Origin of the sequence: Lentzea alba (assembly GCF_047445655.1) — a bacterium.
Lineage (GTDB): Bacteria > Actinomycetota > Actinomycetes > Mycobacteriales > Pseudonocardiaceae > Lentzea > Lentzea alba_A.
Genome location: NZ_JAJAEG010000031.1, coordinates 34,525 through 46,985 on the forward strand (window position 1 = coordinate 34,525; position 12,461 = coordinate 46,985).

The 12,461-nt window shown below is 69.3% G+C and carries 9 protein-coding genes and 1 pseudogene; 6 read left to right on the top strand and 4 right to left on the bottom strand.

All coding sequences use genetic code 11. The features are described 5' to 3' along the window. Positions 1 to 74: 74 nt before the first annotated feature. On the bottom strand, positions 75 to 1,532 hold the full coding sequence (locus LFM09_RS38710; RefSeq protein ID WP_414101597.1) for a sigma-70 family RNA polymerase sigma factor: 1,458 nt from the start codon (positions 1,530 to 1,532) through the stop codon (positions 75 to 77). A 213-nt stretch (positions 1,533 to 1,745) separates the two neighbouring features. Between LFM09_RS38710 and LFM09_RS38715 the strand changes: the two are divergent. Further along, a pseudogene (locus tag LFM09_RS38715) lies at positions 1,746 to 3,386 on the top strand (glycoside hydrolase family 15 protein); the annotation flags it as partial. Positions 3,387 to 3,676: 290 nt separating this feature from the next. Here LFM09_RS38715 and LFM09_RS38720 read toward each other — a convergent pair. The 3 genes from LFM09_RS38720 to LFM09_RS38730 all read right to left on the bottom strand — a co-directional run bounded on the left by LFM09_RS38720 (position 3,677) and on the right by LFM09_RS38730 (position 6,381). After that, entirely contained in the window at positions 3,677 to 4,420 is a 744-nt protein-coding gene (locus tag LFM09_RS38720; RefSeq protein ID WP_414101598.1) for a DUF899 family protein, read from the bottom strand. Between the two features lie 63 nt (positions 4,421 to 4,483). Further along, on the bottom strand, positions 4,484 to 5,698 hold the full coding sequence (locus tag LFM09_RS38725) for a sensor histidine kinase (RefSeq protein WP_414101599.1): 1,215 nt from the start codon (positions 5,696 to 5,698) through the stop codon (positions 4,484 to 4,486). Beyond that, on the bottom strand, positions 5,695 to 6,381 hold the full coding sequence (locus tag LFM09_RS38730; protein ID WP_414101600.1) for a response regulator transcription factor: 687 nt from the start codon (positions 6,379 to 6,381) through the stop codon (positions 5,695 to 5,697). The genes LFM09_RS38725 and LFM09_RS38730 overlap by 4 nt, the downstream gene beginning before the upstream one ends. A gap of 133 nt (positions 6,382 to 6,514) precedes the next feature. Between LFM09_RS38730 and LFM09_RS38735 the strand changes: the two genes are divergently transcribed. The 5 genes from LFM09_RS38735 to LFM09_RS38755 are packed head-to-tail and all read left to right on the top strand — an operon-like array spanning position 6,515 to position 12,369. Then, positions 6,515 to 7,708, top strand: a complete 1,194-nt coding sequence (locus tag LFM09_RS38735; RefSeq protein ID WP_414101601.1) for an ABC transporter ATP-binding protein — start codon at positions 6,515 to 6,517, stop codon at positions 7,706 to 7,708. Between the two features lie 11 nt (positions 7,709 to 7,719). Further along, a complete protein-coding gene (locus LFM09_RS38740; RefSeq protein ID WP_414101602.1) occupies positions 7,720 to 9,006 on the top strand; it encodes an ABC transporter substrate-binding protein in 1,287 nt (428 codons plus the stop codon). Then, positions 9,003 to 10,310 (top strand): ABC transporter permease subunit, encoded by a 1,308-nt coding sequence (locus LFM09_RS38745; RefSeq protein ID WP_414101603.1) that lies wholly within the window; start codon positions 9,003 to 9,005, stop codon positions 10,308 to 10,310. Before LFM09_RS38740 ends, LFM09_RS38745 begins: the two co-directional genes overlap by 4 nt. Further along, positions 10,307 to 11,212: a carbohydrate ABC transporter permease gene (locus LFM09_RS38750; protein WP_414101604.1), complete on the top strand. Its 906-nt coding sequence runs from the start codon at positions 10,307 to 10,309 to the stop codon at positions 11,210 to 11,212. Before LFM09_RS38745 ends, LFM09_RS38750 begins: the two co-directional genes overlap by 4 nt. After that, positions 11,209 to 12,369: an ABC transporter ATP-binding protein gene (locus tag LFM09_RS38755; RefSeq protein ID WP_414101605.1), complete on the top strand. Its 1,161-nt coding sequence runs from the start codon at positions 11,209 to 11,211 to the stop codon at positions 12,367 to 12,369. Before LFM09_RS38750 ends, LFM09_RS38755 begins: the two co-directional genes overlap by 4 nt. Positions 12,370 to 12,461 lie beyond the last annotated feature (92 nt).

Here is a 12,461-nt window from a genome sequence, read left to right on the forward strand (position 1 = left end):
AGCAGGACGCCGGGCGGCACCACGATGCGTCCGTCTGACCGCGAATTCGCACGGCAACGTCGCCAGTCACGCCACTACTTCGCCGACGTGATGGTGACCGGGATGCTCACCTGCAGCGAACCGGCGCTGCCCGTGATGGTGCCGTCGCCCGCCTTGGGCCCTGCCTGCAGCCGAGCCTTGAACGTGATCGTCTCGCCCGGCGCGAGCGTCTGGCCGCCGGCGCACGTGATGGTGCCCTTGCCCGCCGGGCACCCGACCGATCCGGCCGGCACCTTGCCCGGTCCGACCGTCTTGATCTTGTCGGGCAGGCTCAGCGTCAACGTTGGCACCGTGGCGGGCTCGGAACCGGTGTTCGTGATCGCGATGTTCATCTCGTCGGGCGGGCCCTCGGTGGTCATCGCGATGCTGCCGGGCGCTTCGGCGCTCAGCTCCGGTTCCGCGGCGGCACCGGTGGAGGTGGTCGCCGGGTCGTTCGGGTCGTTGGACTGGGCCGGGGTCGCGGCACCGGCCGTGCTGCCCGGCGCACCGGTCACGGAGGTCGGGGAACCGCCGGACGAACTGGTCGGCGCGGCTCCGGCCGTGGTGCTCGACGTGATCACCGGGGCGGCGCCCTGGTTGGTGGACGGGTTGTCCGAGGTGACGACACCCGAGGCGGCGACGACCACGACCGCTGCCGCCGAGGCCGCCACGCCGAGCCAGGACGACGCCGTGAGGGAGATGGCCGCGCCCTTGGTGGCGGCCGCGGCGAGGTAACCGGCCGCGCCCGTGCCGAGCACGATGGGTGCGACGAGACCGCGCAGCGCGCCGTTGACGTCGGCCAGTTCGCTTGCGAGCTTGCGGCATTCGGCGCAGTCGTCCATGTGCGAGTCGAGCTGGACGGCCTCACGTCCCTTGAGCCCGCCGCGGGTCCACGCACCGAGCTTGGTGACCGTCGCGCGGCACCGCTCCTTGGGCTCCTGGGCGACGTGCGCCTGCAGGAACGCCTTGCGCAGGCCTTCGCGGGCCCGGAACGCCATGGCGGAGACGCCGTTCGCGGTCAGGCCGAGCAGCGGCGCGATCTCGCCGGGGGACTGACCCTCGATCGCGGTGTGCCACAACACGGTCTGCCAGCGTTCGGGCAGCGACGCGAACGCCGAGGCCGCCAGCGCCTGGTCGAGGTCCTCCACCGCCTTGTCGCGGAACGGCACGCTCGTCGCCCGCGTGGCACCGGGTACTTCCTCGATGTCACCGGCCAGTTCGAGCCGCTTTTCCTTGCGCGTCCGGTCGTACGCCGCGTGCCGCACCGCCGTGAGCAGGTACGGCCGGAACGCCGCTCCGGGCCCGCCACCGCTGCGCATCGCCGCGAGCACCTTGGCGAACGCGTCCGACACCAGATCGTCGGCGTCCGCGGAAGATGTGGACAGTTGCATCGCGAGGATGTTGGCCGACCGCACGTGACGTTCGTAGAGCTTGCCGTAAGCCTCGATCTTGCCGTCACGGACGGCATCGATCAGGTCGGCGTCCGACGGCGGTCGTCCACGCTGCCCGATCAAACTTCGCCGCCTTCGTCACGCGCACCACTGATACGCGGACCCTATCGAGATCGCGCAACACGAACAATCCACGCATACGAACCTGATGTAATAAGAGATCCTTAGGCCGGACCTAAGTCTTGGCCAACGTGGGCCGGATGGCCCTGGCGCTTTCGTACTTTTCGGTCCGTGACGGAACTTCTGACCGAGGTGCGGCAGGCCACCCGCGTGGTGCCGATCGAACGGCACAGCCTGCTCTCCGACCGCCGCGCCCTGGCCCTGGTGACGCCGGACGCCGACGTGACCTGGCTTTGTTCTCCCGCGCCGGACTCGCCGGCGTTGTTCGCGCGGCTTCTCGGCGGTTCCGGTCATTTCTCTATCCGGCCCCAGAAGGACCAGTTGCCGCTGGGCCAACGGTACGCACCGGGCACGATGACGGTGCAGACGCGCTGGACGGGCCTGCAGGTCAGCGACGAGTTGGCCGGCGGTCTCGTGCGGACGGTCGAGGGCCGTGTGCCCGCGGTCGTGGAATTCGCGCCGCGTCCCGACTTCGGTCGCGCTCCTGTGCGGCTGGAGCGTGTCGTGGACGGGCTGCGCGTCGCGGGCACGCTGATCGTGCTGCGCTCTCCTGGTGTGGACTGGGAGGTTTGTGACGGCACGGCCACTGCTGTGATCACCCCACCTTTCGTCCTCGAACTCCAGCTCGACGTGCCGTCCTCTGTGGACGATGACTGGGCCGAATGGTCGTCGGGGCTCCGGCTTCCGGCTGTGCAACGCGATCTGGTCCGAAGATCCGCTTTGACGTTGCGCGCCCTGTGCCACCGCGACACCGGTGCCGTGCTCGCCGCGGCCACCACGTCACTGCCCGAGCAGATCGGTGGCGTCCGCAACTGGGACTACCGCTACTGCTGGCTGCGCGACGCCGCTCTGACCGTGCAAGCCCTGGTGTCACTGGGATCTCTGGCCGAGGCCGAGGGGTTCCTGGGCTGGTTCCACGGCGTGCTCGCCACCGTTCCCGGGCCGGAACAGCTGGATCCGCTGTACACGATCCACGGCACGACTTTGGGTCCGGAGGTGGTGATCGACAGCCTTCCCGGTTACGCGGGTTCGGGTCCGGTCCGCGTCGGCAACCTCGCCGACCAGCAGGTGCAGCTCGACGTGTTCGGCCCGATCGCCGACCTCGTCCACTCCCTTGCCCTGGCCCGCGGCACGCTCGCCGACCGCGACTGGCAGGTCGTCACCGCGATGGTCCAGGCCGTGACGCGCCGCTGGGACGAGGCCGACCACGGCATCTGGGAAGAACGCCACGTGCCACGCCACCGCGTCTACTCACGGGTGATGTGCTGGCAGACCGTGGACCGGGCCATCGCGCTGGCGCACCGCTTCGGCCGCTGTGTCGACCCCTCCTGGGTGGCGCTGCGTTCCGCCATCGCCGCCGACGTGCTCTCTCGCGGCTGGAACCCCGACGTGGGTGCCTTCACCACCGCCTACGACGGCACCGACCTCGACGCGGCCTCGCTGCACGTGGGGCTGTCGGGTCTCCTCGACCCGTCCGACGACCGCTTTCGGTCCACGGTCGTCGCGGTCGAGGAGGTCCTGCGCAGCGGGCCCACCGTCTACCGGTACCTGCGCAACGACGGGCTGCCCGGTGATGAAGGCGGTTTCCACCTGTGCACTACTTGGCTCATCGAGGCCTACCTGCGGGTTGGACGGCGGGCCGATGCCGAGGAGCTGTTCGAGAGCTTCGTGCGGCTGGCGGGGCCGACCGGGTTGCTGCCGGAGGAGTACGACCCCGTTGCCGAGCGGTCGTTGGGCAACCACCCGCAGGCGTACTCCCACCTGGGCCTGATCCGGTGCGCCCGGTTGTTGTCAGACCTGCCTGAGACGATGGAGGCGACGCCTTACGTCCCCCAGGGGGAGGCTAAAAGCTTTCCGTGAGACCGCTTCGCTCGGCCTCGACCGCCCGGAGGACGCGGGCCGGGTCGCGCAGTGCCACGTGAAGGGCGCTGGACCGATGGAACCCGGCGAGTTCTTCTGAACCGAGGATCGCCGTTGCTGGTCGCGGCGTACCGGCGCACCGACCTGAGGGTGCGCCGGCTCGCTCCGCGCGCTTCAGCCTTGCAAGCGGTTCGCCAGGGACACCGTTCTCCTTGGGCCGTATCGATTCAGTGGCACTCGCTGGTCCGGCCGAGCGTGTCCGCGGCGGTCACACCCGGCCGGGTCCACTGCGCCGTCGGACGGCTCGTCTCGCCCCAGGTGGACTTCCCGTCCACATCCGTGCGCCAGTACCAGCACGGTGCGTTGCCCTCGGGCCAGCCGACAGGCTTGTCCTCCCACGCCTCACCCCGGCCGTAGGGCGTGATGTCGAGCAGTGCCATGGACCCGTTGGCCAGCTCGGTGCCGCGGCCGGTCGTGGAGTACGTGAGGAACACGCGGTCGCCGTCGCGCAGGTACGAGGTCAGATACCCCATCGCCCCGCCGACCGGCTCCTCGGCGTCGCGCACCGAGTACCACGGCTGGGTGTAGCCCATGAACTCGACAAAGCCGGCCACCTCCTCCCACGGGCCGGTGGTGACCACGGCGAACGAGACACCGCGGGCGTTGAGGTAGACGGCGTCCTTGAGGTGCCAGGCGGTGGTGGTGCAGCCCTCGCACTGGCCCTGCGGCGGCGCGCCGTCGTACCACATGTGCTTGTAGACGACGAGCTCGTCGCGGCCCTGGAACAGGTCGAGGAACGGTACGGCGCCGTCCGGGCCGACGACGGAGGTCTTGCCGTCGAACTCGACCATCGGCAGCCGGCGCCGGGCCGCCGCGATGGCGTCGCCTTCGCGGGTGTGGGCCTTCTCGCGGATCAGCAGTTCGGCGCGGGCGGCCTGCCAGGTGGCCAGGTCGACAACGGGCGGGGTCATGGTGTCCTCCACAAGGTCTCGGTCACTGGTGTGTCGAAGCCACCGAGGCCTTCTCGACAGACCTCACGGATGTCCGCGCCACAACCTCCACGCCCGCGGGCTGGCCGGCTCGTGATGGCTGTTCGCCTCGCCGAACCGCAGCCGCACCCGTGCGCCGCCGAGACGCCCGCGTTCCAGGTGGATCGTGCCGCCGGTCGCCTCCGCCGCGGCACGGGCGATGTCGAGCCCGAGCCCGGTGGATCCGCCCCCACTGCTTCCTCGATGCAGCGCCGACGACGGATCCGCGACTCCGGTGCCGCCGTCCTCGACCACGAGCGTGACCCACCCGGCGTGCCGCACGACTGACACGCCGACCGGAGCGGCAGCAGGGGTGTGCCGGAAGACGTTCTCCAGCAACGCGTCCACCACGGCGGCCAGTGCGTCGGGGGACAACGGCACCCACGCGGGTTCACCGAGGTCGATCTCGCACATCCGGCCCTGGTCGTCCGCGTGCGCCGACCAGAACTTCATCCGCGCCTCGACGACCGATGCCACGTCGCACGTGCTCGGCCCCGCGATCTCGACCGGTTGCAGGGATTGGATGATCCGATCGACGTCGTGCCCCAGTGCGATGACCGCGCTCCGGATCCGATCGGCGACCGGCCCGGATCCCAGAGCATCGGCGTCCAAGCGCAAGGCGGCCAACGGAGTGCGCAACCGGTGCGACACGTCCGCGATCATCTCCCGTTCCTTCGCGACCAGCTGCGAAGTCCGCTCAGACGCCGAGTTGATCGACGCGGCCAGCGCCTCCAGCTCCCGCGGCCCGGTCAGCCTCACCCGCCGCCCCGCCGAAGAGGCGAGCACCCGCAACGCGACGAGCACCGGCGTGAACGGCCGATGCCCCAGCCACACCGCAACGGTCAACGCGACCAGCGCAACGCCCAAAACCGTTGCCACAGCCCCAAAGGGGAACGGCACAGCAGCAGGCACGACCGAAACCACAGCCCCGCCAACGGAAGCGACCGCCGAACCACCACCGGCGCCAAGCCGTGTGCCGTCCGCGAGCACCACGGAAAGCCGCCCCTCGGCACCGGCGACCGTGCGCGCGATCGTTCCGCGAACAGCGTCGGCATCGGCGGAAACCGCGAGCACCGCGGCGACAACGGCCGCATCGCGCTGATCAGCCGCCGCAGCCTCGGCGGCAGCCCGGGAGAAGACCAGAAACCCAGCGGTGGCCAGGAAAACCACCGTCACCAACCCTGCCGCGACGAGCAGCGAACGGGTGATGACCGATCTCATTCCGGCGCCGCCAGCTTGAACCCGACACCCCGCACGGTGTGCAGATAACGAGGATGCGCCGCGGTCTCACCCAGCTTGCGCCGCAACCACGACGCGTGCACGTCGATCGTCTTGTCGTCCCCGACGTACGGATGCCCCCACACCGCCTGGATCAGCTCCCGCCGCGAGATCACCCGCCCCTGCCGTTGCGCCAGATACGCCAGCAGGTCGAACTCCCGCCTGCTCAACGCGAGCACGGCATCACCCAGCGTGGCCACCCTCTGCGCGAGGTCGACGGACAGGTCCCCGAGCTCCACGACCTCCGCCACCGCAGCCGAAGAACCACCCGTTCGCCGCAGCAGCGCGTTGATCCGCGCGGCCAGGTGTTCGGCCGAGAACGGTTTCACGATGTAGTCGTCCGCACCCGCGTTCAACGTGCTCACGACCGAGTTCTCGGCCCCGCGCGCGGTCGCCACGATGACCGGCACGTTGCTCACGCCGCGCAGCATCCGCAGGGCCGCGACCCCGTCCAGATCAGGCAGCCCGAGGTCGAGTATCACCAGGTCCAGCTCGGATGTTCCCGCTTCCCGCAACGCCGCGACGGCGGTGCCGACGGCCTGCACGACGTGCCCGAGGTCGGTCAGCGCGTGCACCAGCGCCGCCTGGACCACCGGGTCGTCCTCGACCACCAGCACCTTTGACATACACGCAGCGTAAGCAGCGAACCCGCCGATTGGGAGAGGTGTTTCGAGCTTATCGAGATCGTGTTTCGTCCTTAAATCTTCCTTAGGGAGCGCGGGCCTACGGTCTGCAGTCACACCGAACCAGGGAGTTGGCGTGGCAGAAGTCGTTCTGACGGGTCTGGGCAAGGCGTACGGCGACGGCACCCGCGCCGTCACCGACCTGAACCTCGAGATCCGCGACGGTGAGTTCCTGGTGCTCGTCGGCCCGTCGGGGTGTGGCAAGACGACGGCGCTGCGGATGATCGCCGGACTGGAGCAGATCACCGAGGGCACCATCCGCATCGGTGAGCAGGTCGTCAACGACGTGCCGTCGCGTGACCGCGATGTGGCCATGGTGTTCCAGTCGTACGCGCTCTACCCGCACCTGAACGTGTACGACAACATCGCGTTCGGCCTCACGTTGCGCAAGCTGAACAAGAAGGAGATCGACCACCGGGTGCGCGAGGTGGCCGAGGTGCTGGAGCTGACCGAGCACCTCGACCGCAAGCCCCGCAACCTCTCCGGCGGTCAACGGCAGCGCGTCGCGATGGGCAGGGCGATCGTGCGGGCGCCCCAGGCGTTCCTGATGGACGAGCCGCTGTCCAATCTGGACGCCAAGCTGCGCGTGCAGATGCGGGCGCAGATCGCCCGCATCCAGCGCGAGATCGGCGTGACGACCGTGTACGTGACGCACGACCAGACCGAGGCCATGACCCTGGGCGATCGCGTCGCGGTGATGCGGCGGGGCGTGTTGCAACAGGTCGGGCCACCGCAGGAGCTCTACGACCGGCCGGTCAACCTGTTCGTCGCCGGGTTCATCGGCTCGCCGGGCATGAACCTCGTGTCCGCGCGCCTCGACCAGCACGACGGCCGGTACTGGGTGTCGCTCAACTCCGACGCCCTGCTGTTGCCGGAATCCGTGCTCCGCCAACGCCCGGCGCTGCAGCAGTACGTCGGCCGCGACGTCGTGGTCGGCATCCGGCCGGAGGACATGGAGGACACCGCTCTCGCCGATGCGCGCGAGGGCCAGATCCTGCACTCCGTCGCGGACCTGGTCGAGGCCATGGGCTCGGACGTGCTCGTGCACTTCCCGGTCGACGTCCCGCCCGTCGTCACCGACGACACCCGTGAACTGGCGCAGGACGCCGGCACCGACGACCTGCCGAAGGCCGGCGGCAAGGGAACCGTCCTGGTTGGACGGTTCAGCCCGCGCACCCGCATCTACGAAGGACAACCCGTCGCCGCCTGGGTGGACACGTCCCGGCTGCACTTCTTCGACCCGGTCACCGGGTCCTCCATTTGGAAATAAAGGGAGCTTCAATGAAGAAGCAGTTGATCGCACTGCTCGCGCTCGCCGCAGTCGCGGGGGCAGGTGCGTGCTCGGGAGGTGCCGCCGGCGCCGGGGACGACCTCAAGGGTCAGACCGTCGAGATCGTCGGCCCCTGGACCGGTGACGAGCAGAAGAGCTTCGAGAAGGTGCTGGCCGCGTTCACCACCAAGACCGGCGCCGAGGTGAAGTACACGCCCGCCGGTGACGAGCTGCCCACCGTGCTGCAAACAAGAATCTCGGGCGGCACACCGCCGAACGTCGCCCTCATCGCCCAGCCCGGCCTGGTCGCGCAGTTCGCCGAGGACAACGCCCTGAAGCCGGTCAACAGCGAAGTCGAGCAGGCCGTCACGCAGCACAACGCGGCGGTGTGGAAGCAGCTCGGCAGCGTCGACGGCAAGCTCTACGGCTTCACCTTCAAGGCCGCCAACAAGTCCGCGATCTGGTACAGCGAGAAGGCGTTCGGCCAGGTCGGCGCGACCCCGCCGGCGACGTGGGACGACCTGATCAAGACCAGCAAGGCGATCGCGGAGACGGGCATGGCGGCCGTGGCGGTCGGCGGCGCGGACGGCTGGACGCTCACCGACTGGTTCGAGAACGTCTACCTGCGCACCGCGGGCCCGGAGAACTACGACAAGCTCGCGAAGCACGAGATCCCGTGGACCGACCCGACGGTCCGCAAGGCGTTGGAGGAGCTGGCGAAGCTGTGGGGCGACCCGACGCTGGTCGCGGGCGGCGCGCTGCAGACCGAGTTCCCGAAGTCCGTGATCTCCGTGTTCGGTGAGCCCGCCGGCGCCGCGATGGTGTTCGAGGGCGACTTCGTGGCGAGCATCATCACGACCAACACGAAGGCGAAGGTCGGCGAGGACGCGAAGTTCTTCCCGTTCCCGTCGGTCGCGGGCAGCAAGGACGCCGTCGTCGCCGGTGGTGACATGGCCGTGCAGTTCAAGGACGACAAGGCGACCACCGAGCTGATGAAGTTCCTCGCCTCGCCGGAGTCCGGGGAGATCTGGGCCGGCCTGGGCGGGTTCCTCTCGCCCAACAAGGACATCGCGTCCTCTGCCTACCCCGACGACGTGACCCAGGACCTCGCCAAGCGGATCGTCGACGCGGGCGACAACGTGCGGTTCGACATGTCCGACCTGGCGCCGGCCGCGTTCGGTGGCACGAAGGGCGCGGGGGAGTGGAAGGACCTGCAGGACTTCCTGGCCGACCCGAAGAACGTCGACGGGATCATGCAGCGCCTGGAAGCCAATGCCGCGAAGGCCTACGGCAAATGAGGCCCAGAACATTCGGGCACAGCGCGAACGTGGACGTCGCGCCGGGGCGCTCGCCCCGGCAGGCGATCCCGTTCCTGCTCCCCGCACTGGTCGTGCTCTCGGCGCTGGTGCTGTACCCGTTGGTGTTCTCGCTGATCCGCAGCTTCTTCGACGCAGGCGGTGACGAGTTCGTCGGCCTGCGCAACTACGTCGACACGTTCACGGACCCGCGGACGCTGATCGCGTTCCGCAACAACGTGATCTGGGTGGTGGTCGCTCCGGCGGCCGTCACCGGCCTCGGCCTGATCTTCGCGGTGCTCACCGAACGCATCCGGTGGGCCACCGCGTTCCGGCTGGTGCTGTTCATGCCGATGGCGATCTCGCTCTTCGCCTCGGGCATCATCTTCCGGCTCGTGTACGCGGAAGAACCGGAGCAGGGCGTGGTCAACGCGGCCATCGTGGGCGTGCACGACATCTTCAGCCCGTCCTCGCAGTACGCCGGCGCGCGGCCGCGTGACGGTTTCACCCCAACGGATGCGGGCTTCACCGCCAACGCTCAGGCCCGGCCCGGTGACACGGTCATGTTGCCGCTCATCGGGTTCAACCCGCAGGAGATGCCCGCGCAGGCACTTCCGGCGTCCGCACCGCAGGCCGGCGTCTCGGAGCTGCGCGGTGTGGTGTGGCTGGACGTGTCGGTCGGCGGCAAGGCCGGGCAGGTCGACCCGATCGAGCGCGGCATGCCGGGCGTCGCGGTGGAAGCCGTGCGGGACGGGCAGGTCGTGGCCCGCACGACCACCGGCGACGACGGCAGGTTCACGTTCCCGGACCTCAGCGGCGAGGCGACGATCCGCCTGCCCGAGTCGAACTTCGCGCTGCCGTTCCGCGGGCTCACGTGGCTCGGGCCGTCGCTGATCACGCCGGTGATCATCTCGTCCTGGATCTGGATCATGACCGGGTTCGCGATCACGTTCATCGCCGCCGGCCTCTCCGCGATTCCCCGGGACGCGCTGGAGGCCGCGCGGGTCGACGGCGCGACGGAGTGGCAGGTCTTCAAGCGGGTCACGATTCCGTTGCTCTCACCGGTGCTGCTGGTCGTCTTCGTGACGCTGGTGATCAACGTGCTGAAGATCTTCGAGCTGGTCTTCGTCATCGCCCCCGGCTCGGTGCAGGAGGAGGCCAACGTGCTGGCCCTGCAGATGTGGCAGGTGTCGTTCGGCTCCGGTGGTGACCAGGGCGCCGGCAGTGCGCTCGCGGTGATCCTGTTCCTGCTGGTGGCCCCGGCGATGTTGTTCAACATCCGCAGATTCCGACGGGAGCGGTCGTGACGCTGCTAGCAGAAGAGGTCCGCATCGAGGTACCCGTCTCCGGCTCTCCTCGCCGGGGTGTGCTGTCCCGCATCGGCGCGCGGCTGGGCAACGGTTTCGTGCAGGTGCTGCTGGCCCTGGTGGCGGTGTTCTGGCTGGTTCCGGTGTTCGGCCTGCTGATCGCGTCGTTGCGCGACGAGTCGGCCAACACCTCGAGCGGCTGGTGGACGATCTTCACCAAACCCGCCGAGCTGACGCTGGACAACTACGCCGCGCTCGTCGCGAACCAGGCGGTGTGGCAGTCGTTCCTCAACACCTTCTACATCGCGGTCCCCGCAACGGTTCTGGTCGTCGTGATGGCGTCGCTGGCGTCGTACGCGTTGTCGTGGATCGAGTTCCCGGGCCGGGAGACGCTGACCGTGGTCGTGGTCGGACTGCTGGTGATGCCGATCCAGGTGGCGTTGATCCCGGTGGCCAAGCTGTTCGGCACGTTCGGGCTCTTCGGCACGATCACCGGCGTCGTGCTGTTCCACGTCGCGTTCGGCCTGCCGTTCGCCATCTTCCTGCTGCGCAACTTCTTCACCGGCATCCCGCGCGACCTGATCGAGGCCGCGCGGATGGACGGTGCGACGGAGTGGGTGATCTTCAAACGGGTCGTGCTGCCGGTCGCCAAGCCGGCCATCGCGTCGCTGACGATCTTCCAGTTCCTCTGGGTGTGGAACGACATGCTGGTGGCGCTGGTGTTCGCGGACCAGGACTCGGCCCCGATCACGGTGGCGCTGCGGGCCCAGCTGCGCCAGTTCGGCACCAACATCGACCTGCTGGCGACCGGCGCGTTCCTGTCGATGATCGTGCCGCTGGCGGTGTTCCTGGTGTTCCAGAAGTACTTCGTGCAGGGCGTGCTGGCAGGGTCGACGAAATGACCACCGTCGCGCTGCGGGACGTGAGCCTGATCTACCCCGGCGGCACGGTCGCGGTTCAGGACGTCAACCTCTCCGTGGCCGACGGCGAGTTCATGGTGCTGCTGGGCCCGTCCGGCTGCGGCAAGTCGAGCATTCTGCGCATGGTCGCGGGACTGCAACGCCCTACCCGCGGCCAGGTCGTGCTCGGCGGTGCTCCCGCGGACGACGTGCCGGCGCGCTCCCGCGGCGTTTCGATGGTGTTCCAGGACTTCGCGCTCTACCCGCATCTGACGGTGGGCGACAACATCGGTTTTCCGTTGGACGTCGGCGGTTGTCTCAGTGCCGAACGCACCGAGCGGATCACGGAGGTGGCCAAGGCGTTCGGCATCGACGACCTGCTCGGGCGTCGTCCGGCCGAGTTGTCCGGCGGGCAGCGGCAACGGGCGGCGATGGCGCGGGCGATCGTGCGGGAACCCCGTGTGCTGCTGATGGACGAGCCTCTGTCCAATTTGGACGCGGTGCTGCGGTCCGGTCTGCGCGGCGAGATCGCGGGCCTGGCGCGTTCACTCGGTTTGACCGTGCTGTACGTGACGCACGACCAGATCGAGGCGCAGACGATGGCCGACCGGATCGCGGTGCTGCGCAACGGCGTCCTGGAGGACGAGGGCCGGCCGGACGAGGTCTACCGCAACCCCGCGACGATGCACGTGGCGGCGTTCGTCGGCAGTCCGCGCATGAGCCTGTTCAAGGCGTACGTGCAGGTCGTCGTCGACAGCCACGTCGCGCTGCACATCGGTGGTCAGACCGTTGAGCTGCCGTGGCCCGACATGCGAGCTCGTGCCGTGGCGCACTACGACGGAGAGGACATCGCGGTGGGCGCCCGGACCGAGGCGCTGCGCCCCGCACCCGCCGGCTCGTCCGGCCCGGTCCTGACCGGGCAGGTGCGGCACCTGGAGCACCACGGGCACGAGACGCTGGTGTCGGTCGACGTCGGTGCGTGGGGTGTGGAGCCGTGTGGCCTGCACGAACTGCGGACCGGCGAGCTCGTGCTGCGGGTACGGCCTGATGTCCGGCCCGCGCACGGTGAGTACGTCGGCGTGCGGTTGTGCCTGGAGGAGCTGCACTTCTTCGACCTGGAGAACGGGCGGCGCATCGGCCCCCGCGGACGACGTCGTTAGTGAGGCTCTGGGGGCGTGAAGGCCGGTTGCCGCCCCCGTCGCGGCAACCGGCCTCCGGGAAGTGGCCGGGTCCCCCTCTCCCCGTGGAGCCG